This window comes from Kribbella sp. NBC_01505 (assembly GCF_045040285.1).
In the GTDB taxonomy this organism is placed as follows: Bacteria; Actinomycetota; Actinomycetes; order Propionibacteriales; family Kribbellaceae; genus Kribbella.
Map to the genome: position 1 here is coordinate 9412332 of NZ_CP109425.1, position 22816 is coordinate 9435147.

20 protein-coding genes are annotated in these 22816 nt (G+C 66.3%); 6 read left to right on the forward strand and 14 right to left on the reverse strand.

Annotation, left to right across the window (positions count from 1 at the left end; genetic code table 11):
* Positions 1-57: 57 nt before the first annotated feature.
* Positions 58-558: a hypothetical protein gene (locus tag OG474_RS43875; protein WP_405059624.1), complete on the forward strand. Its 501-nt coding sequence runs from the start codon at positions 58-60 to the stop codon at positions 556-558.
* Positions 559-898: 340 nt separating this feature from the next.
* On the forward strand, positions 899-1468 hold the full coding sequence (locus OG474_RS43880) for a LuxR C-terminal-related transcriptional regulator (protein ID WP_405059625.1): 570 nt from the start codon (positions 899-901) through the stop codon (positions 1466-1468).
* A gap of 10 nt (positions 1469-1478) precedes the next feature.
* On the opposite strand, the gene OG474_RS43885 is transcribed toward OG474_RS43880, so the two are convergent.
* On the reverse strand, positions 1479-2780 hold the full coding sequence (locus tag OG474_RS43885; protein WP_405059626.1) for a hypothetical protein: 1302 nt from the start codon (positions 2778-2780) through the stop codon (positions 1479-1481).
* Positions 2781-2951: 171 nt separating this feature from the next.
* On the opposite strand from OG474_RS43885, the gene OG474_RS43890 reads away from it, so the two are divergent.
* Positions 2952-5435: a choice-of-anchor D domain-containing protein gene (locus OG474_RS43890; protein ID WP_405059627.1), complete on the forward strand. Its 2484-nt coding sequence runs from the start codon at positions 2952-2954 to the stop codon at positions 5433-5435.
* A 5-nt stretch (positions 5436-5440) separates the two neighbouring features.
* On the opposite strand, the gene OG474_RS43895 is transcribed toward OG474_RS43890, so the two are convergent.
* The 13 genes from OG474_RS43895 to OG474_RS43955 form a co-directional block, all read right to left on the reverse strand.
* Positions 5441-5965, reverse strand: coding sequence for a phage tail protein I (locus tag OG474_RS43895; protein ID WP_405059628.1), 525 nt, complete (start codon positions 5963-5965; stop codon positions 5441-5443).
* 19 nt (positions 5966-5984) lie between these two features.
* Positions 5985-6878 carry an NADase-type glycan-binding domain-containing protein gene (locus tag OG474_RS43900; protein WP_405059629.1) on the reverse strand — a complete coding sequence of 298 codons (894 nt, stop codon included), beginning with the start codon at positions 6876-6878 and terminating at the stop codon, positions 5985-5987.
* A 455-nt stretch (positions 6879-7333) separates the two neighbouring features.
* Positions 7334-9274: a putative baseplate assembly protein gene (locus tag OG474_RS43905; RefSeq protein ID WP_405059630.1), complete on the reverse strand. Its 1941-nt coding sequence runs from the start codon at positions 9272-9274 to the stop codon at positions 7334-7336.
* Positions 9274-9669 (reverse strand): GPW/gp25 family protein, encoded by a 396-nt coding sequence (locus tag OG474_RS43910; protein WP_405059631.1) that lies wholly within the window; start codon positions 9667-9669, stop codon positions 9274-9276. Before OG474_RS43910 ends, OG474_RS43905 begins: the two co-directional genes overlap by 1 nt.
* Before the next feature lie 15 nt (positions 9670-9684).
* Complete coding sequence (locus OG474_RS43915) at positions 9685-11544, reverse strand: VgrG-related protein (protein WP_405059633.1); 1860 nt, start codon at positions 11542-11544, stop codon at positions 9685-9687.
* Positions 11541-12716 carry a phage tail protein gene (locus OG474_RS43920; protein WP_405059634.1) on the reverse strand — a complete coding sequence of 392 codons (1176 nt, stop codon included), beginning with the start codon at positions 12714-12716 and terminating at the stop codon, positions 11541-11543. Before OG474_RS43920 ends, OG474_RS43915 begins: the two co-directional genes overlap by 4 nt.
* Positions 12713-13198, reverse strand: coding sequence for a phage tail protein (locus OG474_RS43925; RefSeq protein WP_405059635.1), 486 nt, complete (start codon positions 13196-13198; stop codon positions 12713-12715). Before OG474_RS43925 ends, OG474_RS43920 begins: the two co-directional genes overlap by 4 nt.
* A gap of 12 nt (positions 13199-13210) precedes the next feature.
* On the reverse strand, positions 13211-14788 hold the full coding sequence (locus tag OG474_RS43930; protein WP_405059636.1) for a DUF4157 domain-containing protein: 1578 nt from the start codon (positions 14786-14788) through the stop codon (positions 13211-13213).
* A 735-nt stretch (positions 14789-15523) separates the two neighbouring features.
* Positions 15524-15715 carry a DUF6760 family protein gene (locus OG474_RS43935; protein ID WP_405064677.1) on the reverse strand — a complete coding sequence of 64 codons (192 nt, stop codon included), beginning with the start codon at positions 15713-15715 and terminating at the stop codon, positions 15524-15526.
* The gene (locus OG474_RS43940) at positions 15712-16107 is read right to left on the reverse strand and encodes a hypothetical protein (protein WP_405059637.1); all 396 of its coding nucleotides are present in this window, start codon (positions 16105-16107) and stop codon (positions 15712-15714) included. The genes OG474_RS43935 and OG474_RS43940 overlap by 4 nt, the downstream gene beginning before the upstream one ends.
* Positions 16104-16571 carry a phage tail protein gene (locus tag OG474_RS43945; protein ID WP_405059638.1) on the reverse strand — a complete coding sequence of 156 codons (468 nt, stop codon included), beginning with the start codon at positions 16569-16571 and terminating at the stop codon, positions 16104-16106. Before OG474_RS43945 ends, OG474_RS43940 begins: the two co-directional genes overlap by 4 nt.
* 27 nt (positions 16572-16598) lie before the next feature.
* Complete coding sequence (locus tag OG474_RS43950; protein ID WP_405059639.1) at positions 16599-17081, reverse strand: phage tail protein; 483 nt, start codon at positions 17079-17081, stop codon at positions 16599-16601.
* Entirely contained in the window at positions 17078-18610 is a 1533-nt protein-coding gene (locus OG474_RS43955; protein WP_405059640.1) for a phage tail sheath subtilisin-like domain-containing protein, read from the reverse strand. Before OG474_RS43955 ends, OG474_RS43950 begins: the two co-directional genes overlap by 4 nt.
* 183 nt (positions 18611-18793) lie before the next feature.
* Here OG474_RS43955 and OG474_RS43960 point away from each other — a divergent pair, with 183 nt between their 5' ends.
* The 3 genes from OG474_RS43960 to OG474_RS43970 all read left to right on the forward strand — a co-directional run bounded on the left by OG474_RS43960 (position 18794) and on the right by OG474_RS43970 (position 22761).
* Positions 18794-19330 carry a Pvc16 family protein gene (locus OG474_RS43960; RefSeq protein WP_405059641.1) on the forward strand — a complete coding sequence of 179 codons (537 nt, stop codon included), beginning with the start codon at positions 18794-18796 and terminating at the stop codon, positions 19328-19330.
* A 108-nt stretch (positions 19331-19438) separates the two neighbouring features.
* Positions 19439-19831 carry a PAAR domain-containing protein gene (locus OG474_RS43965; protein WP_405059642.1) on the forward strand — a complete coding sequence of 131 codons (393 nt, stop codon included), beginning with the start codon at positions 19439-19441 and terminating at the stop codon, positions 19829-19831.
* A 164-nt stretch (positions 19832-19995) separates the two neighbouring features.
* Positions 19996-22761 (forward strand): AAA family ATPase, encoded by a 2766-nt coding sequence (locus OG474_RS43970; protein WP_405059643.1) that lies wholly within the window; start codon positions 19996-19998, stop codon positions 22759-22761.
* The last annotated feature ends 55 nt before the right edge of the window (positions 22762-22816 follow it).

The window sequence follows — 22816 nt, forward strand, 5'->3', positions numbered from 1 at the left end:
TCCCCAGGTCACCCTGTCATTTCCGCCCCGACGAACGACGGCGTACCAGGGCTGCGCATGCGTGCCTTGGACCAAGGCGTCGAGTTCTATCGCCTCGGCAAGCCCGGATCCGTTGTCTTCAATGGCATCAGCTCCGAGCAGGTCATGGACGCACACAACGACTGCATGGACGGAGACCATCGCTGCACGGTCCTCGAGTCCCCAGGCGCCATGACATCGACTGAACTCCGCGAAGACGACTACCGCGGCGCCGGCGACGGACTGAAGGTCATCAGTTCAGTCGTACGACGTCTGGGGCTCCTGGCGCGCCTGGGATCGCGCAGCATCGACACATGGATCGGCAACCCGGACCACATCTGCGTCGAAGCCTTCATCAACCCCTTGGACAATGAGGCCTACTTCGCGCTGATCGCCGACTTGCTCTCCCCCATGCTGAGCCCAACCTGGGAACTCGTCGCCCTGGGCGACGACGCCCCGTACTCGCCTCCGCGCCCCCAGTTCCAAATCCCCGGTCTCCACCACCACCTCGACCTACGGCTCCGCTTCAGGATGTCGTAGCCGACCCGCTTTACCGAGGACAGATGCCTGCCGGCCACTGAGATAGAAAGCCAGCGTCGCGGGGCCGACGATCGAGTATGCATACTCATCGATCCGGCGTTCCAAGTCTGGAAGAACCTCCTCCTCAACCCGGCGAAGCAGGTCTGCACGAGCGCGTCGATCGATGCCCTTCCGGGCTGTCCATCGGGCGCTGGGGCATGCCCTAGGGACTATCCCTGGGGTGCGTGACGAATCGATCACACATGGTGGTTCGAGTACCCACATCAGCTGCTGGGGAGGAACGATGGGGCAACGAATTCCGGTCTATGTTTTCTCTGCTGATTCGATCTCACGGTCGGGGGTGGAGAGCCAGCTCCGATTTCAGCCGCAGGTCCGGATCGTCGAGAACGATCAGCTGGACGAGGACGTCGTCGCCGTCGTCGCGGCTGAGTCCCCTGACCCCGCGACACTCGGTTCGATCACCGAGTTGCGCCGTCGCGGGGTGGACAAGCTCATCCTTGTCGTCGCGACGCTCAACGACGCCGACCTGATCTCAGTGATCGAAGCCGGGATCTGCGCGCTGATCCGTCGGTCGGAGGTGACGCCGGTCAGACTCACCGAGCTGGTCCAGCGGGCAGCGGCAGGTGAGGCCGAGCTTCCTTCCGACCTGTTGACTCGCCTGTTCCGGCAGGTCTCTCACATGCAGAACGACGTCCTGACCCCGCGCGGGCTGCGACTGGCCGGACTGTCACCTCGGGAGAGCGCGATCTTGAAGCTGGTCGCCGAGGGCTACGACACGGACGAGATCGCCATCCGGCTCAGCTACTCGCCACGAACCGTGAAGAACGTTCTGCACGGCATAACCACGCGGTTCCAGTTGCGCAACCGCTCACACGCGGTCGCGTATGCGCTCAAGGAAGGTCTGATCTAAACCCGCGCGGTCAGGACAGCTGTCCAGAGAAGGAGACCGACGGCGTGCACTGGTCCGAGCCAGCACCCGGCGCCGTGCAATTCACGGACACGACGACCGGCTGGCCTTCGGCCGCGAAGAGGGGCTCGAGGTAGTGGTAGTCGAGATCACGGAAGTTGGCCAACCCGATCTCCAGCTTGATGTCCTTGCCGATCGAGATCCGCAAGATGCCGCTGTCCCCGCGTGGATTCTGCAGCACCAGGTCGGCGATCTGGATCTTCTTCTTCGGCGGAGCCTTGTATGTGAAGTCCGCGAATGAGCCGTCCGTCACCTTCTTGGACTGAGAGGCCACCCGGAAACTCAGCGGGGTCGGTCCCGTCGGCGTGGCGGCCCCCGGCTTGGCAGCTGAAGGAGTACCTGACGGGGCTACCGTCAGGTTCACTCCACCTGGGGTCGGTGCGGAGCTGACGCCCGCCGCCTGCTCTGCCACGGTCGCCGCCACGCTCGCCTTGTCAGCGGCACCGCTGGCCTTGACAGCCGCGCTCTCGGCCCTCGCAACCTGCTGTTGTGCCTGCTCGGTCGCGACCGACTCGACCGCGGGCTTCAACAGCGCGAACCAGGACGCGACCAGCGCAACCACCAGTACGACGGCAGCGGCCAGCGCGGGCAGCAGCCACTTCGGCAGCAACTGCTCCTGCTGGACGAGACCACCGGTCTGGATCGGCTCCTCACCGGCTGGGCTGGTGAGGACCTCGAACGGGAGCAACTTCGGCTCGCCACGCCAGAAGCGGCGATGCGGAGCCGCCTGAAGCTTCACGATCGTCGCCGTACCCGGTGCCGTGATGATCGAAGACTGGACGGCTAGCAGCCGAAGCCCGTCATCGGGGTCGCGCAGGCTGATCCCGACCTCGACCTCACTGTTGCCGAGGTTATCCACGGCCAGCTTGAACTTCGCCCGTCGCCGAACTCGTCGCTTCGCCGGCACCAACTCGGCGACGATCTCCTGGAACGGCGCGACCTCGACGACACCTTCCTCGACGACCGACGTACCGGGATCTTCCCGCGAGCTGGCCCGGACGCCGAACGGTCGCCGACCGGCAAGGAGTTCCGGCGAGCGAGGAGGCGCGAAGGTCACCGCGACGGTGCCGCTGGTGGCCGGCATCAGATTGAGCGTGGGAGGCTCGACGGTCACCCACGCGTCCAGTTCGCCCACCAAGCTGATCGAGAACTGATCGACCAGGCTCCCGGTATTGGTCACGGTGACCTCGCACCCGCCGGTCTCCCCCGGTTCGAGTGCGACCGAATCCGTCGACAAGGTCATCGTGGCTGCCATGTCCATCAGGTTGGCCCACCCGATGGCTCCCGGGCAGCGTCAAGAGGTTAACCCGAAGCGACACCGCTTTTGCCTGATCGGGCAGTTCGGACGGCCCGTTGGCTACCTCGATCGGGCAGCTCACAGGAGCTTCCACCTCCTAGGCTCGATGATCAGCCGGAGGAGGACGTCGTGAGCCGAGAGAAACGTCGCCTGCACGGTCTGATCCTGGCCGGAGCGTTGCTGGCCGGAGTCAGCGGGACGGTCGCGCCGCACGCCGGAGCTGTCTCGCCGGGCAGCACCGAGGTGATCTCGGTCGGTGCTGAAGGCAACGATACGGTCGGCGCCGCGAGTTCACCGACGATCTCGGCCAACGGATTGCAGGTCGCCTTCGAGTCGCGGGTCGCGCTGGACCCGGTGGTCCGGCCGAGCGAGAACCCGCGGTCCGACATCTATGTCCGGGACCGGCGGGCCCCGGGCCGGACCGTGCTGATCAGCCGCGGTCTTCCACAGAGCTCCCTGAGCGCGTCACGCGGGTACTCGGCGCCACAACGGGCGGCCGCGCCGTTGGAAGAAGGCGGCAACGGCGACAGCCTACGGCCGACCATCTCGGCAGACGGTCGGTACGTCGCCTTCCAGAGCCAAGCGACCAATCTGCAGGACGGCTACTTCGACTTCGGGCACCGCATAGTCCTGTGCGATCGCGACCCGGACGGCGACGCGATCTTCGACGAGCAGCGATCGAACGGCACGATGGACTACCTCTACTTGTACGTCGGCCCATCTCGCAACCCGGTGGGCGCGACGATCGGGACCGCACCCAGCTTGTCCGAGAACGCCGGCGTGATCGCCTGGCTGGAACAGCCGCCAGGAACGTCCCAACCACGGACGGTCGTTGCCCAGCTGATCAGAGACGCAGCAGGACGGCTGTCGACACCACCGGCAGCCTCCTTCCTGCGGCCCGCACGCACAGGCGTCGCGCACGCTTCACCACAGGTTTCGGCGAACGGACAACAGGTGGTCTTCGCCACCGGAGACTGTTCGGTGAGCTGTCTGCCGGGCACCGCGACCGTCGAGGTGTTCGAGCTGAGTTCGCGGCGGACCTACCGCATCGACGTCATCCCTGGCGGTGGATACTCAGGCGCAGCCGCACAGCCCTCGATCTCAGGTTCGGGCAAGCTCATCGCCTACGAACATCGGCCCGGCCCGGCAGGACCAGTTCTGACGGTCGTGGTCAACCGCGATCCGGCCGGCACCGGTCGCCTCGGCCCGGCGGACGGCGTACTGGTCACTGCATCGATCGCCTCACGTGATGTCGACGGGCAGGCGCGCGAGGGTCGCAGCCCAGCACTATCGGCCGACGGCCGCTATCTGGCGTTCCAGAGTGTTGCTGACAAACTCCACGGCGATGTGCAGGGCACCGGCCGACAGGCGATTGTCTTGCGCGACCTTACGCTCGATGCCACCCGGGAACGCTCCGGGCTGCCACGCCTACCGGGAGAACTCGCTTCACCGGCCGCCGCGGCGAACTGCGATGGCGAGCCTGGAGCCGTCTGTCCGGCGTCGGGTCCGAGTGGTTCGCCGCGCTTGGCGGCCAACGGATCCGTTGTCGTCTTTGCCTCCGTAGGTGACGATCTGCTGCCGGAGCCCTGCTGCGAAGGCGCCGTCTTCGCTCGTGTCCTCAAGCCCCGGATCTCCACCGTTGCCACTGACCTCGGGCCGGTCGAGCTTGGCAAGGTATTGTCGCGCACCGTCGTGGTTCGCCATACCGGCTTCGGTCCGCTGACTGTCAGTGGTCTCGTTCTGTCCGGGCCAGGTACGTCGGGGTTCACCTTGACCGGTGCGGAGAACTGTACCGGGGCGACGCTCAACCCGACCGAAACCTGCAGCGTCGGCATCGTGTTCGCGCCGACCGCTGTTGGCCAGCATCAGGTAGCTCTGCGCGTCAGTCAGCCTGACTCCACGACCGACGAGATCGTCCTGATTGCTCAAGGCACCAAAAGTCCCGGTGAGGAATCGCCAGGTCCGGCTCCGACCGGGCAGCTGGAAATCACGCCCGATCCGTTGGACTTCGGCGGTTCGCTGCCGGCGCTGGTCATGCTCGGCCCGCGAATCGTGCAGGTGCGCAACACGACTGCGGTACCGATCCGGATCATCAAAGTCGGCGTACTCATCGGGCCTCGGTTCACCGTTGGCGACTTCGCCGTCGCGAAGTCCAGCTGTGCCGGTATCACCCTCGCGGCGGGCTCGTCGTGTTCGATCGACCTGGTCTCGACACCGCAGAACAGCGGGCCGCGCAACGGCGTACTGGCCGTCACCACGGCCGATCCGGCATACAGCCGGCTGATCGCGTTGCGAAGCCAAGCTGTTCAGCCAGTCCTTCAGGTCAACCCAGGCGTCGTGCGTATGAATCGCGTGGCCGCGGTGACCGGCCAGGGGTTCCCGCCGTCGCGGCCCGTCACACTCACTCTGAGAACGCCGGGAAACAAGTTGCAGCTAGGCGCCGTCACCAAGCTGGACGGTACGGTTTCCGCAGCGCTGTTGGTCTTTCCACAGACCAGCGCAGGCACCTGGCCAGTCGTCGCATCCGTTGACGGTACGCCCGTCAGAGCACAGGCTCCGATTCTGCTCGTGCCCGGGAGCTACCAGCCACCTGGGTTCACGTCGCGCCGTTGACCCGCCTACTCGATCCGGACTTCGTGGACGACGTGAGCCGGTTTGGCAGCGTCGACTACGGCGTCAACGGCAGCCAAACTCACTCGGCTGCCGTTGACCACGACTGTCACCTTCGGAGCGGGTTGTCCGTCGGCTTCGTCGATCGGCTCGACCGACCACGACGTACCTCCTGTGTCGGTGACTTCGACCGATCCCCCAGTCACGATGTGAAGCTGGCGGCGGAGGCCGTCCACCGTGCCACGGCCGTGATGCAGTGACATCGCCCGAGAGATCTGCGCTCGCTGCTGCTCGACCGGCCAAGTCTCGTCCAGGTCGGTGCCGACCCAGCCGGCCAGCCAACCGAGGTAGTCCGGCGGGGTCAGAGCTGGATCGACATACGCCGCCAGGCAGTCCAACGCGCAGATAGCCGGCGCAAGCACTTCGTCAATTGCAGCGGTGAACCGCATCAACAGCGGGTCCTCCTGGAGGACCGCGGGCAGCAACGAGCCCAGCGGGTACGCCGTACCGAAATCTCCGGTGGTTCCTCGCACAGTAGTTTCTCCTGCCCGCTCAGCCGATACCGAACAGTTCGATCTCCGTCAACGCGATCGTCTTGGCATCCGGTGCGGGATAGACGCTGAGAACCTTCACCGTGATCTTGCTGACGCCGACCGCGTTACGCAGCGCGATCTCCTGCGGGCCTGGGATGTCTTTCAGCTGGATCAGATCGGACTTCTCATTGGAATAGGTGAACTCGACCACTGACGGCCGGCTGTGTCCGGCGAAGTTCTTGGCGTCGCCGGTCAAGATCACGGCCTTGCGCAGAGCCACTGGATGATCCAGCTGAACAACCAGATTCGGAGGCTTCTTCTCGTTCCAAGCAGTGATCCAGGATGTGTTCTTGAACGTGTCGAAGGCTGCCTTGGGTGGGTTGTTCGCCGGTCCTTTGGTGCCCTGCACCGAGACCGGCCGGATCGCCGTCAAGGCCGTGTCAGCAGCCCCGCGAACCTTCTGCTTGACGTTGCCGACCTGCTGGGTGACCAACGTGCGAAGCGGCGGATAGAAGCCGGCCAGCAGACCGAACACCAAAAGCATTGCGCCGACGAGAGCACGAGCCCGTTGCAGTGTCGACTGAAAAGCGCGCCGCTTCTTGCTGTCGCCCGGCCGGGCCGGGCGGGTTCCGGCGGCGAGCACGCGCGGCTTGCGCCGAAACCGGATTCGGCGCCACCAGCGAATCTTGACGACCTCGGCCTCGGCCAGCGAGTTCCCGCAACGACGGCAGAACTTGCGCGTCGGGGCGTTGCCCTCACCACAGTCGCCGCAGATCAGTTCGCCGGGACGAGGACGACTGGTCGGCGCAGCCCGCCGTACCGGGGCCGGGCGCGTCTTCACAGCCTGCGGAACGACCTCCGCAGGCTGACTCTTCGCGTCGTCCTCGACGATCGGTGCGACCAGCTTGGCCATCACCGAGTCCGCAGCCGGGCTCGCCGGTGAGGCAGACGGCGAGGGCGGGGGAGGCGGCGGAGGGCCACCGGGAGGTGAAGGTGGTGGACCCGGAGGTGGCGGCGGACCCGGAGGTGGTGGAGGAGGTGGTGGAGGAGGTGGCGGTGGCGGTGGCGGTGGCGGTGGAGGTGCCGCGGCGCCAGCTACGGGCGGTCCCGGTACGGGCGGTCCGCCGCTGCCGGCTGTCGGCGCTGCGGTCGTCTCCAGCATCGGCGTCCCGGCGACGAGTTCGGACGCAGCTCGAGAGATCCGGGCGATGATGCCTGGTTTCGGCGGTAGCGGCTCTGGGTCCTCCACCGGAGCGACCGGCGTTGCCGGTACGACGCGCTGGGCGTTCCATTCCAGGAACTGACCGCACGACCCACAGAACGTGTCGCGCTCACCGTTGCGATGACCGCATTCACCACAGATCAGCATCAGTGGTCCTCCACCTTGACCAGATGCTCGAACGAGTAGACCAAACTGTTGCGTTCGAGATCGATTCGCCCTTGCTCAGTGCCGCGCTCACCAGTGACCGGATTCGCGCTGAACAGCCTAATGTCCTCGACGGCCTCGACTCCCCGAACCGCCTGCAGGACGGTGTAGACGTCGCCCGACCGCACCGACCGCCCGAACTCCCAGCCCGAACCGTCAGATCCTCCGCCAGGCAAGGGACTGAGGAAGCGGTAAAGCACCTCCACCGCGTCGGTCCGCACCCGGTCGCGGTCGACGCGCGGTCTGGCGACGAGCCGCGCGACGACGGTGACGCCCCGATACCGCGGCGGCTCGACGGAAACCCTCGTGCCGATCAACCGCACCTGCTCCAACCGCTCGGCCAGCTTCTCGAGCAACGGAACCGGCGGCACCAGGTCCGCAAAGCTGATCGCGCCACCTTGCTGCGCCACTGCCGGCACCACCAGGACTTTCACTGTTCCACCCGCATCCCCACCCGCGGTGATACAGCGGACTCGCGCGGCTTCCGGAACCGCTTCGCGGGCCAGCGCCTCGTAGTCCTCGGCAGTGACCGCTCGGCCACGAGTGCGAAGGAGGATCGGTGCCCGGTCACGTGCTTCGGCCAGGCTCTCCCCGTCTGTACCGCCCTGCGCAGCAACGCGGTTCTCGACCGCCGAAACGAAGGGGATCGAAGACTTGAGGGTGGCGATCGCTGCCCGCGGCACATTGCCGCGGAGGCCGCCACCGGTGGCATACCCGCGGATCCGCACGGCCTCACCTTTGTCCGGTACGGCGCCGTGCTGCCGCAAGCTCCCGTCGGCAAGACGGATCGCAGGTCCGAAGGAGACCTCACCCGGTACTGCGTCCAGCCGAAAGTGCCGGTCGTCCGGACCACTCGCGGCGAAGTCGTCGACTTCAGTCCACTCGACCCATCCATCGTCCGAGCTGACCTCGACAACCGGGCTGCCAAGTCCGGCCAGCACCGGCGCCGAGCTCACGACGAGCACTTGCCCCGGCACGCCTGCGGCCTCGCCGAGTCCCTCGTCGAAGACCAGCTCCGCGTGTACGGACTCCACCGTTCCGCCGACACTGACCGCCTCCAGCCGACGTACCAGCGGGGAGGCCGTATAGGCAGCTTGCTCGTCTTCAGGGGCCAGCACTCGGGCACGCACCCAGCCTGCGGGGCGACCACCGACGACGCTCTTCTGATGGCCGGCCGGGAGGTGGAGGACCAGTGAGCCCGACCGGTTGAGACCACCGGTCTCGTCGTGGTCGACCTCGCACTGGCTCCAGAACGAGCCAGTCCATGCTTCCCAGGCCAACGGCGGATGGTCCGGATCGATACCGAGCCCTTCGGTTTGGCCGTCGTACTCGAGCCGTACGGCGGTTGCCGGTACCGCAACGTCCAGGCCGATCAGAAGTTCGTCACCCGATTGCGGTGACGTGGCGAATGCCGCTGCAGGCGCCGATCCGAGGTCATGCTCAACCGGATCGGGTGACTCCTCCGTCCTGGTCATTACGGCGATCACCGAGCACGGCACGATGGTCAGCTCTGCGCTCGAAGAGAACACGATCGACGGCTCGGTCTCGGTTCGGACGGTGCCGGTTTCGGTGCCACGGGCAACGACAAGTGCCGATGTAGCCGGGGCCGACAGCCAGAACGTCACCGGCACCGTTGCGGGAGTCGGTGGAACAAGCCGCAGTCCGATCAGGTCGAGGAACTTCAGATGCAGCCGGTCCGGCACTTGGTTGAGTCGCTGGAAGAGCCCGTCGATCAGATACGCCGAGGCCTCGATCAGTGTCACCCCAGCATCGGCCGGGCTCTGGTCGGTCCATTCCGGGCAGGACCGGCGGACGACATCGAGCGAGTCGGCGACGAGGTCGTCGTAGCGCCGATCGTCCAGGTTGGGGGCCGGCAGCACCATCAGTTCACCGCCGCATCGGTGGCGAAGTCGACCACGGCTGACAGCAGTTCCTCGGATTCTCGCGGTTGGTAGTGGATCGTGATGTGCAGCAGACCATCGGTCGACCCGTCCGGGACCACGTCGACCCGATGGACCTGAACGCGGACTTCGCAAGAATTGATCGCTTGCTCCACCTCGTCGGCGATCCGGGCTCTGACCACCGGGGTTGCCGCTTCGAAGACGAAGTCACGCAACCGGCTCCCGAACTCCGGGCGCATCACCCGCTCGCCCGGATAGGTGAGCAGCACCAGTCTGATGCACTGCTCGAGCTTGTCGATCCCGCGCGTGAGGCCGAAGCTCCCCGTCGTCGAGCAGTCGAGCGGAAACCGGAGTCCGGCCACAGCCTGTGTCGTCATGAAGTCTCCTCCGGATCAGTTCAGCTTGATCGGCTTGCCCTTGACCTCTACCGGTCCGGTGCCGTTGACGGTGATCTGAGCACCTTCGAGATTCACCCGCTGGGCCTTGAGGTTCAGCGCGGCGCCACCGTCGATGGTGACCGCGCCGCCGGCTCCGGCCACGATGTCGATCGCACCACCCGGGCCGCACTCGATGACGAGCCGACCCTTCTCGCCGGGCTTGGTCACTCGGGCCGGCACACACTTCAGCGCGACGACCCCGGCCACTTGATCGATTCGGAGCGTGAGGTTTCCATCACCACTGCCGAGCAGAATTTCCGCCTGGTCAACACGGTTCTGGCCCGCGAGTTCGTCGTGGAACGCCAATCGGGATCCGGACGGAGCAACCAACCCACGCCACTGCACCGCCGCGCTGTTGCCCTGGGCTCGCACAGGTGGTGATCCGAGTTCGTAGGCACTGCGATTGTTCACGATCCCGCCGAGGACGTACGGCCGTTGGAAGTCGCCGAACTCGAAGCCCACCATCACTTCGTCGCCGGTCTCCGGCAGGAAAATCGCGCCGCTGCGCTCTCCTGCACCGGCCTGTACGACGCTGGCCCAGCCGGTCTCGTAGTCGGGTGACAACCAGGGCAGGCTCACCTTGACTCGTCCCTTGGCCAACGGATCGAAATTGTTGGTCACGATGCCGCACACGACACCAGGGATCTGCTTTCGGGCGGCGCCGGCACCCTTCGTCAGGCCGAGCAGGCTGCGGTCCTGCGCACCACTCACCTCGAACCTGGTCCGGTACCGGCCGTTCTGCAGTTCATGGCGAGCTCGGGTGACCGTCCAGAGGCCGGCGAACGGCGCGGCGACACCGGAGACCTCGATCTCCCGGCCCGTTGACAGCCACGGATCACCGATACTCTCGCCAACCGCCTCGGCGAACGTATCCGCCATGAGTCCGGCCAGGCCCTCGGCACGGGCTTCGACGGCAGGCCCGATCGTGGCTGAGACAGCACCTGGATCATCGCTGACCACCATGGCGTTCTCCGAGGGCGGTGGGCCGTGCTGCCCCGGCTTCGCTGCCGGTCCGGTCGCCTTACCATTGCCTTTAGCAACCGTTTGCGCGATGTCAGCGCCGTACCCGCCTCCAGCGGTCGAGACCGGCGCGCGGCCGCTGACGACCTTGGCTGCCAGCGGATCCCAGACCCGGACCTCGGCCTCACCGGCCAAGTTTCCCACTGTCACCCGCGGCGCAAAGCTCACGAGATTGGACAGTAGCCGTAGCGGGACGGGACCGCCGACCGCGCGGTCACCGAAGAAGAACTTGCCGTGCGAGACCCCGAAGTCGACGCCGATCGCGGCCGCTCGCTCCAACAGGAAGTCCCAGTCCGTCTGGTTCACCTGGCCGACGTGTTCGTATACGACGCGCGTGGGCGGCACCTGACCGATCGTCAGCCCAGCCTCGCGGGCGACCTTGCCGGCGATGTCCGCGTCGGACATGTTGACGAAGGTTCGGCTGCGGCGGATCCGTTGCAGGCGGTGGTCCTGGGTGTAGCCACGGACGGTGAGCAGGCCAGTTTCCCCGTACTCGGCCTCGATCGCGGTCACCTCACCCGCCATCAGCATCTGCGGATCTCCGGGGCGCAGCGGTGAGGATGCCGCGATCCCGACCTCGGTGCCGATCGCGAGTGCGGTCAGCAGTTGGTCAGCCAGACCGCGGTCGTCGAAAACAAGCTCGAACATGTCAGGCAGCCGATGGCTCTGGTCCACAACCACCGCGAGGATCGAGTCGGCCAGGACCTCCGGCAACGGCTGTTTGGCCGGCCCGGTGTACACCTCGGCCAGGACCGCGGCTCGTCCGTCGGACCGCCAGTCCGCCACGATCGTCACGGTCGCCGTCCCAGTGGCCGCGAAGCGCCGATCCGGACCGCGGACGATGGTGGCCGGGCCGGATCCTTGACCTTGCCGACCTTCCACCGCGTGTACTCCTGCAGCGTCAGCGAGACGGTGGCCCGGCTCGGCTCACCGCCCGGGGTGAACCTCGTGTACACAAGGTCGAAGCTCTTCAGGATCACCTGCGGAGGTAGTCCGCCGCGCCGGAGGCCCCAGGACGGTCGCAGGACATGCGGCTCCCCCTCGCTGGCAGCGGCGGCCGGCACCGGTTGGACCTGCTGGCACAGCGAACAGGTCTTGGGATTCGTACCTTCGGCCGGCGGCGGAGCGACCTTCGGCTTCGCAGCAGCAGGTGGTTCGAGCTGTAGCCACCTCTCCAACCGGGGCAGGGCCATCCCGACCTCTTTAGCGCCCTCGATCCTCAGGTCGCTCAGGGTGATCCCCATGGCATTCGGATCGACTACCTCGACCCCGGTGTCGACGGTCGCGTTCTTGGCCTCGACCCGGCGCTGCTTCTTCAACGAGATCTTCGACGGGTTGCACAGGAAGGTCAGTGCGCCGTGGCCGTCCTCGACCAGCTCCAGCTTGCTGACCAGCGCGCCGGTCTTCAGGAAGCCGCCGTGGACGAGCGTGAGTTTCTCCAGTGCGATTCCGCCGCCCTTGGTGTTGAAGGCCGGCACCGTCCACGACGCCGCCATCGCGTTCTCGAGCACCCATTCATGAATCATGGAGTCCTCTCCACTCACGCTCCGATGCAGCCGGATCGAGACCGTGGTCGACCAGGGTTGACGGTCGTCCTGTCCCTCCACCCACTGAGCACTCTGCTCCTCGAGCCAGCTCTGGACGGCTCCGGCTCCTTCCTGGGTCATCGCCCGCTCCAGCGTCACCTTGCCGTAGGTGAGCTTGCCGGGCAGGTAGCGCGGGACGGTGTAGTTGCCGCCTTCGTCGAGCGGCCCTTCCGGCACCAGCTGGACCTCCAGCCCCGAGCACCCCGACCACAGGCCGAGTGGCCGCACCAAGCCGTCCAGCCTCGCTACCGAGACGTCGAACCACATCGTCATGCCGTACGGCGATGCCGACGGAACGAGCACGCTTCGCGGCGAAAGGAACAGCCGTCCGGCGGCCCCGACCACTGCAGGTCCCGCGGTCGGCAGGCCGGGGATGCTCATGGCAGCAACCGCGCTTCGGCTTCAAGGAAGCCCGCGTGCGCGAGCTCCAGCGTCTCGATCGCCGGGCGCGAACCACTCGAATCGAACTCCGACAACCGCCAGCCGATCGGGAAGAACTCCTTCAGCTGCCACTTGATGATGGGCATCCCCAGGAAGTCCACCATGTAGATCGCGCCGGTCAGCGGCCGGCGGTCGCGGGTGACACTCACCAGCCATCCCTGCACTCGGCCGGACTCGGCACCAGCCGCACGGGACAACGCGATGTCGGAGTAGCTGACGTTGCCGGGGACAATGGTTTCGTGAGTCGTCCGGCCAGGCCGGTGACTCTCCTTCGACCATTTGACCCCGAGGCCCGCGGCCTTGCTCCACGAACCGAGGTCGTACGTGGACTTGTCGATGTCGATGACGTACCGATGCGACATTCCGACCTGGCCGGTGAGCATCTCCAGGCGCTTGCCGACGGACTTGGCTGCCGATATCAAGGCACTCGTCTCCTAACGTAGGTCGGCGAGAGCACCATGGCGCTCGCGGTCGATGAGCAGCTCGGCACGTAGCCGGTGGCGAAAATTGGTGTAGAGACGCTCGGCCAGCCGACCGAGCACCCAGGGATCGTCCAGCCGGACCACCAGGTCCTCGGCGACGCGATCGTGCCGCTCGTGCAGCTCGTCCACCTCCTCCTGCAAGCGATCCAGGCGCTCGATCAGCTGCGGGTCTGCGCGAATCGGCGGCACTGCCCGCGCCTGCTGGGCCACTGTGGGCCATGACGACTCCGGGCGCTGGTGGCTGACCGGCTCGCGGTGGGCAGGCTGCGAGTGATCGAGAGTCGATGCGTCCGGCGCGGGTGGAGCGCTGCCTTGATCGGAGATGACACCGGGCATCGTCCAGGTGAGCTCGCTGCCGACGGGAGCTGCCTGTACTTGCTCGGTGCGGTCGCCTGCTGCCTCGGCGCACCGGTGTTCGATCGGCCTGTGGACCAAGGGGGTGCCGGCGTGGAACCACTGCTCGGTCGCGATTGCCTGCTCTTCCAGCCGTTGCCCTTCCGCGGAGGCAGCTGCGGGTAGGTCTGCGCCGAGCAGCTGCTGCTGGGCGACGTGGGTCAGTTCGTGCGCGAGTAGCGCCTGTACGCCGGGGTCGGTGAGCTCGCCAGCCTCGTCCGGAAGGTGGACGACACCGCGCGTGGTGAACGCGCGGACCGAGAGCTCCTTCGCCCGCGCACCGGCCACCCGCCCACGGACGACCGGTACGTCACCCAGCTCGACACCCCACCGCGTTCCCACCGAAGTAGCCACCTGGCGCGGCACCAGCTGTTGCGTGATAGTTGCTGCAGGCAACGGTGGCTGGCTGTGGTACCGAAGCTGCACAGCCGGGATCGACCACGGGCGGGTGGGCTCTGCGGGGCGCGGCGTTTCCAGCTGCGGCTCGGTCGGCAGGTGAGGAACGATATGGGACCCGTCGGGAGGCAACGGGTCAGCGAGAAGCAGGAGCTCAGCAGGTAGCGGGGCCTCCGGCGGTTGAGGCGGCACCGACAGCTGACGCTGAGGCACGAGTAGTTGAGGCGAGGGCACCAACGGCTCGGAGCCGGTCGCAACGATCCTGTTGGAGCCGGCGACGACTGTCCCGCGCACGCTCTCGGGGTGGATCAGATTCGGCGGCTCCGGTACGGGCGCAGACTCACCGGCGACGTGGATCAGGTCCGGTGGCTCTGTCGCGGGCAGAGTTTCTCCGGTGTAGTGGATCAGCGGCGGCGGCTCTGGTGCGGGAGTTTCTTCGCCGGGGTGGACCTGCTTCGGCGGCTCGGGCCTGGGCCAAGTTCTTCCGGCGGGGCGGATCTGCTTCGGCGGCGGCGATGCGGGCAGTGCTTCTTGAGCGAGATGGATGAAGTTCGGTGGACCTGGTGCGGGCAGAGTTTCTCCGATGGTGCCCGACTCCGGTTCGGTCGACGACACCCACGGACGGATCGCTCGGGACTGCTCGACCGGGGAAACCGCGACGAGTGGTTCGAGAGTCGGCGCAACCTGGTCGTCGCGATCCGCCGGCCGGCGCTCGTCCTCGTGGTCCGCGGCCTCAGGCACGGCAAGCGATTGCCGTCCGGCCGGATCGCCTTCTTCTCCTGCCGGAATCGATGCCCTCAAACCGCGTTTCCGGGTCTGCGCAAGGCTAGGACGATGGACCGGTCTCGCCGGCGGACTTGGGCGAGCGGACTGTTCCGGCGGGGGTGATGCCGAGGAGGAGAAGCCTGTGAACATGGCGAGACCAAGCGCGTCGTCCGTCTCGAACTCGGCAAGCATCCGCTCGAACGGACCGATGCTCCGAAACGGCTGATTGGGCTCTTGCGGGCTCCCGACCGACTCCTCCGTCACGACGGTGAGCGTGGCCCGCGCCGCACGCCATGGTCCGACCGCCGGCGGTCGTCGGCGCGTGGCCGTGAGTGCCTCGCCGTGCAACTCATCGTCGGTCTCGAACAACTCAGCGGCTGGCGGCTTCAGCCGTAGGTGAGGCCAGGACTGCCTGTTGGTCTCGCGGTGCCGAGCGACGGTGCCGCGCAGCAGTTCCATTCCCAACGGGCTGGTCTGCCGGTCCGGAGGGGCCAGCAGCTGTCTCGCCCCGGCCACGTCCGGCGTCATCAGGAACGGGCTGAGGATCGGAGGCCGCAGCCACGTCACCGGGACCAGCACAGAGCCCCGGGCCCAGGCCCGCGGCCGGCGCAGCGGTGCCAACTCAGGGCCGGCAGCGTCCGGTACGTCGACTGCTATAGGCCCGTCGGCGATCGTGCGGGAGGACCTGCGGCTGAACGGCCAGCGCATCGACTACCTCCAGATCTGGGCCGGCGCCAGCGCCGGGTCGCTCTCGTCGAGCTTGGTATGGATCCTGCCGATGCCCTCGATCACGCGCGCCCGGGTGCTGTGCTCGAGATCGAGGATTTCGGCGTGGGACCAGTGCAGGTAGTAGGCGACGTACACAACCTCTTCCCAGAGCCGTTCGGCCGGGTACGTCGTCAGGCTTCCCCCGGCAGATCACCGGCGATATCGACCGCGTAGTCGTGCCCGCAGGAAGGGCACGTCACCTCGACCTCGGTGTGCCCGCTCTGGTTGATCCGCCGGTACAGGTCCTGCAGGAAGGCGAGATCAGAGGCGAACAGGCACTCGACAACAAGGGTGTCCACAGTCGGCAACGTGCCCAGCCGGACGAGGGTCCGGTCGAGCAGCAGCACGGTCAGGTACGCCGGGTTCTGTCGGACCCGGGCATCGGACTGCGTGGTGATCTCGTCGCGGGCCGTGGCCAGCCGCATCACTCCTTCGCGATGCAGGTTCCCCTGCTCGTCGACGAATCCCCGCGGCAGTACGAACGGGTACTCCGTCCGCATCCCGACCTCGGCCGACAGAAGCGTCATTGCTTGCCCTCGATGCGTTCGCAGGTGATCTTGCACTCGACCGACGCCACGTCCGAGGACCCGGCCTTCAGCGAGCTGATGGTCAAATCCGAACACCAGGCGTTGAAGATGAAGTAGATCGCCGTTGCGTCACCGTCGCCGGCTCCGAAGACGCTGAGCGAGCCGTCGCACCGAGCATCGGTCTTCCCTTCGCGTGCGAGGTTGTGCCAGATCAGGAGCCGGTTCGTTCCGGTTCTGTCGACAGCACGTTTCAAGGTGATGGTCGGCGGCTCGGTCTTGCCGAACTGTTTCGTGTGGACCAGGGTTCCGTCGGAGTTGCTGTAGAGGTACTCCGACGAGCCGACCTTGGAGTTGATACCGCTCAGCTCGGAGAAGTCCATCCGGCCGACGATCGTGCCGGGGAGGTCGATCACGAAGCGCGCCGCGCTGACGATCCCCTCGAGTTTCGCGGGATTGGCGACCATCTCATCGATCCTTTCGTCGCAGCGTTGTCACAGCTGAATGATTCCGTCGCAGATGATCGTGGCGCGCATCATCAAAACCGACCCGGCGCCGGCCTGGGCGGCATCGAGTTCGAGCTTCGCGCACCAGGCGTTCTCCAGCAGACAGGCGACCACCGGGTCTCCCGCCTTGTTGCAGATGTCGAACATCGCCGGCAGTTTCGCCAGTGGGTTGTTCATCCTGGCCAGCACGTGCCAGCCGTAGATCTGGGCGAATCCGTTCCGGTCCAGCGCGCGCTCCAGCACGATCGACGGCGCTTTCGTCCGACCGAACTGCTTGGTGTGCACATTGCCGAGGCGGGCGTTGTACGAGTACTCCTGGAACTCCACCTCGGAGGTGAAGCCGGCGAGTTTGGAGAAACCGATCCCCGCGGTCCAGCCCTCGCACATCACGAAGAACCGCGGTGCCGTGACGGGCGGCGGGTCCAGGAGCCGCGCCACCGTACCGGAGGCCGGGACGATCGAGCCGATCATTCCTGCAGCTCCGTCCCCTCACCGAACTGCGCCAGCCGGAAGACGATGAATTCGGCCGGCTTGACCGGTGCCACCCCGATGTCGACCGTGAGAATTCCAGCATCGCGATTCTCCGGCGGGTTGTTCTCGGCGTCGCATTTGACGTAGAACGCCTCTTCCGGCGTCCGCCCGAACAACGCCCCGGTTCGCCAAACGCGGCGCAGGAACATGCCGATGGTGCGCTCGACCGATGACCACAAGAAGGGATCGTTCGGCTCGAAGACCACCCATTGAGTGCCGCCGATGATCGACTTCTCCAGGTAATTGAAAAGCCTGCGCACGTTGAGGTATCGCCACTCGGCGTCGCTGGACAGCGTCCGCGCACCCCAGATCCGAATGCCTTGTCCCGGGAAGAACCGCAAGCAGTTCACCCCGATCGGATTGAGCTGGTCGTGCTCGCCCCGGGTCAGCGACGACTGCAGGTCGAGAACTCCGCGAATGACTTCGTTGGCCGGGGCCTTGTGCACACCCCGGGTCTCGTCGTTGCGTGCCCAGACTCCGGCGACATGGCCGCTCGGCGGGATCACGATCGGCTTGCCGGTGGACGGATCGGCGACCTTGATCCACGGCCAGTAGAGCGCGGCGTACTTCGAGTCGTAGCCGGCGACGTTCTGCCGCCAGTCCTTGATCTGCTGCGGCCGCAGTCCCGGCGGCGCGTCGAGGATCGCCACCCGGTCGGACATCAGTTCGCAGTGCGCGATCATCGCCAGCTGGACAGCCTTGACGCCGTCGAGATCGATCGTCCCGGCTTCGTAGGCGGTCATCAGGTCGGGGACACACAACATGGTGATGTCGTCGACCGCCTCGAAACCCGAGAACCCGCTGCGCTCGTCGGCATCTCCGACGTAATCCTCGACGGTCGCCGGCCGCTGCTCCGGTTCGGCCTGCGCCAGCGTTGCCGAGGTACCCGGCTGTGGCACCGCGAGAGTCGCGCCCTTGACTTCTTCGGCTACCACCCACTTGGACTTTCGCAGCGCGTTCACCACATTCGTCGCCCCACGCCGCGTGCTGACATTGTCGAAGACCTCTTCCTCCGCCCCGGCCTTGACGACGAGTTTGAAGACGTCCTCGCCCGGCTCGGACGGCTCGTGTACCTCGACCGTCAGCGGCTGTCCGGCTGGTGCACCGTCCAGAGCACGAACGACCAGCGGCCGGCCGTCGCCACGGCTCGGCAGTTCCGCCCGGCTGTTGGCCGGGCCTTCGAGTTGGCCGGTCGGCCGACCCGACCCACCGCCAACCCGTACGACGTACGCCGTGCCGCCGCCGTTGAGGAAGTAGCCGTACACGGAGTGCGCGAGCAGCGCGCCCTCAACGAACTGGCCAAAAGTCTCCACGAACTGAGTCCAGTTGGTGACCAGGACGGCTTCGTTCAACGGCCCTTTCCCGGCGAACCCCACGAATGCGGCGACCGCCGTACCGACTCCCTCGATCGGTTTCGAGCCGGAGGAGACTTCCTCCACATAGACACCTGGGGACAGGTACGACGGCATCGCGGCCTCCTGGCTGAGCAACTGTTCCGACGAATCGGCCTGTCGTAACTGTCCGGCTGGGCGGCACCGTCGCGCCATAAGAGACGGTGCACGAACGGTTGCCTCATCGGGCCATCCGGAGCGCCCGGACAGCTGTCCAGGGGTTCCTGCTTGGTTGCCCTGGGCTCCAGGACAGTGGTGGTCATGCTCGATGAACTGGGCGCCGCCATCTGCTCGCGCCTCGGTGACGTGCTCCCACCAGGCACGGCGATCTCGCTGGAGCCGCCGAGCCAGACCCTGGCGGGCCGGAGCACTGTCGATCTGTTCCTGTACCAAATACTGGAGAATCCGGACGGTGGATCGGCTGGTCTCTGGACCGAGGAACGCGATGCGGACGGACGGGTGGCCAGCCGCGTATCGCCCGAGAAACGCTACGACTTCTACTACCTGCTCACCGCCTGGTCGGCAACCCTCGAACTTGAACTCGGGCTGCTGGGCAAGGTCTTGCGTTCTGTCGCCCATGCGCCCACCGTGCCGGCGGACCGCCTGACAGGATCAATGAGTCAGGCGCGTGGGACCGTAACCTTGTCGATCGGGCGTCGCGGCTTCCAACCGGTTCAATCGGACCTCTGGTCAGCCTTGGGCCTGTCTCCTAGGGCCTGTCTCGGCCTCGTGGCAACGCCTCGGTGCCGTCGGAGACCCCGGCCGACCTCGCGCGTCCCCCGGAAACAATCGAACTAGGCGTCTCGACCCCGATGAAACCCACCGCGGCGAAACCGGCCGGCTCGAACTCGGGGACAGTTGCCGGCCGGCGGCGGCCCACGGCGCGAATCACGGAAGGAGCGGTCGATGGGCAAGCCCGCAGCGAAGCTAGGTGATCAGGTCGTCGGCATCGACATTCACATCGTCATGGTGCCCAGCGCCGGCGGGCCGGTGCCGACCCCTCGGAGTTGTCCCTTCTCCGGCCGCATCATGACCGGCTGCAGTACCGACGTACTCATCGAGGGGAAGCCGGCCGCCATCCACGGCAGTGTTGCACTCAACCTGCCGCCGCACGTCCCTTCCGGAGGGACTTTCCAGAATCCGCCCGACAACCGCGGGTCCGTGATCGCGATCGGCCCGCTCGTCCTGGTCAACGGCAAGCCACTGGCCAAGGCCGGCGACAAAGTGCTGTCCTGCAACGATCCGGCGCCCGCGCCTACTTGCACTGTCATCGCAACAGGGCAGGTACTCGTCGGCTGACTGCTCCTGACGCTCAGGGCAACCATCCTGATAACGATCGGAAACTGTTGCCGCCTGCACGTGGTTGACAGCGGCTTCGACCTCTTGGCCGGTTGAGCGATTGACCTATCATGGTCCGGTGTCGGCGATGCCTTCCCATCGCGACGTTCCGGAATTGAGGCGCCATGACCCCTGGCCCCGCGCATCGGCCCGCAGACAGCGATTTTGTCGGACGCAGTGTCGAGTTGGTGCGCCTGGCCGAATTGGCCGACAAGGTCCGCGCGGGTGAGCACCAGACGGCGGTCGCCCAAGGGCCGCCCGGGATTGGTAAGTCATGGCTGATCCGCTGTTTCCTCGGCCGCCTCACAGATTTCACGGTGCTGTCGGCAACCGGCGACCCGGCCGAGTCCCTGCTCGAGATGGGTGTCATCGATCAGCTGCTGACCCAAGTGCCGCCGGAGCTCCGGGCCAGAACCCTGTCACTCGGCTCGGCAACACCCGCGGAGGCGAACCCCGCCGCAGTCGGGAGTCAGCTGCTCGAGCTGTTCGGAGCGCTCCAGCGCCGCGCACCCGTAGCGCTAATGATCGACGACATCCAATGGGCGGATCGCAGTTCCCTTCAGGCCCTGCGATTCCTGCTCCGCAGAGCATGGTCCGAGCAGCTCCTGATGGTTCTGGTCACCAGATCCGAAACCACCGACGCGGTGGGATCCTCCGACAACGCACTGGAACGCCTGATCCATGGGATCCCGGCCGACCTTCATCTCCGGTTGACGGGCCTGGATCTCCTGGACGTCAGCGAACTGGCCCAGGCGCTGGTCGGAAGGCGCCTACCGATCGACGCCGCGCGACGCTTCCACGCCTACACCGAAGGTCATCCGCTACTCCTACGAACCGTACTCAACGAGGTCTCGTCGCAGCGTCTCAGCAACATGGACTGGCGGCTGGCTGTGCCACCCTCGATCGCTACCGCGACCCGGCGTACATTTCGAGGCCTTCCCGAGCAGTCACGATCCTTGTTAGAGGCGCTGTCTGTCATCAGCGGCCGGCCCTCCCTTGCCCAGGCCGCCGAGGTCGCCGGGGTCGATGACCCGCATCACGCATTGCGGCCGGCAATCGATGTCGGGCTGGCGACCTGGTTCCGCACCGATCCGATCAGCTCCGTCGCCATCACGCACGATCTACAGCGCGAGGCGATCTATTCCGCGCTTTCCCCAGCTCGCCGCGGACAGTTGCACAGGCGGGCAGCGACGACCGTCGAGCCCTTCCTGGCCTGGCAGCATCGTGTCGCGGCGGTAAGTTCGAAGGACGCAGTACTTGCTGCTCAGCTCGAGAGCGCCGCAGCGAAGGAAGCCGAGCAAGGCAACCACGGTACGGCCGCAACCTTCCTGAGCTGGGCCGCAGACCTGAGCCCCTGGGGGCCACACAGCGAGAAGCTTCTGCTGACGTCAATGGTCCACCTCATGTTCAGCTCTGACCGTGGCCGAAGTCGGCCTCTGTACGAGCGCGCGGTGCACTGCGCGCCAACCGCATTACGCTCACTCGCGCTGGGGCTGTGCGAGCTCTATGTCAGAGGTCAGCGCAAAGAAGCTGAACATCACCTCACACACGCCTTCTCGTACGGTTCGGCGGACAACTCACGCTCCTGGGTTCGCGGCACTGCCGCCGGGGGGCTGACCGGTATCAGGGTCTGGCGCGGCGACGTCGACGATGCGCTCGAACTGGCCGAGGTCGCGCTGGCGGCGACAGGTCTACCCACGACGCTGCGCGACTACGTCGTCTGCCTGCAGGCTGTCGCGCAAAGCCGGCGGGACGGTCTCGCAGCGGGCCTTGAGAAGCTCCGATACCTGTCGGTCCATCCGTCGGACATCTCCAATCAAGACCTCGAATCGCTGGCCTGCCGCGGGGCGATCCGGGCCCTGATCGGGCACGCCGAGGAGGCACGAGGCGATCTCTCCGAGGTCGTCAGACGTCAGGAGGCCGGTGCGCAGATGCTGTCCGGTGTCCAACCGTACTCATACCTGGCTGCAGTTCAGTACCAACTCGGTGAATGGGACGCGAGCGTCCTGACAATGCGAAGAGCCGCGATGCTCGCGGACGACGATCAGCCGGCCATGAACGAAGTCATCCGCCACCTGGCTGCCGTCACGGTCCCTGCGGCCCGAGGCGACTGGAAGATCGCCGAGCACCATGTTCGCTCCGCTGACGCCATCGCCCGCCGAGTCGGCGGCCCTCAAGACCTCAGGTACGCCGCCATCGCAGCGTCACTGCTCTATCAGGCGCGCAACGACTACCGGGGCATCCTCGCCGCCTTCAGCGCAGTGCCCGGCCTCCGCTCGGGACGAAAGACTCCTGGCGGACCTCACGAATGGTGGAGCACCTGGTGGGGTCCCCTGCTGATCGATGCGCTCCAGCACGCCGGCGAACTCGACGAAGCAGCCGACGAACTAGCGGCACTGCACGAACGAACAGCGGAAATCATCGTCATGAGGAGCACCGTCACACGCCTTGCGGCCCAACAAGCCGAGGCCGAAGGTGACCTCCAGACGGCCCTGGACCTCACCGAAGAATGTCTCAACACCCTCATCGAGCCACGCCCCCGCCTGGCAGACGGCCAACTCTTCCAAGCCCACGGCCGCCGCCTCCAACTCGCCGGCGACACCCCCGGCGCAACCCACTGGCTGACCACCGCCGATCAATGCTTCACGGCCCTGTCCGCCACCCCCTACCGCCGCCGCTTGAACGCCGACCTCTCCAAACTCACCACCCGCCACTATCACAACCTCACCACCAAAGAACGCGAAGTCATAGAACTGGTTCGCCAGAACCTCACCAACCGCGAAATAGCCGCCCGTCTCTATGTAACTCCCAAAACGATCGAATACCACCTGAGTAACATCTTCACCAAATTGGGCATAACCTCCCGCCGTCAACTCCATCAAATCGTCTGACCTGCTGATCAGTTCCAAGGACGTCTGCAGGGGTAGCAACCTCTGAGCTCCTAAT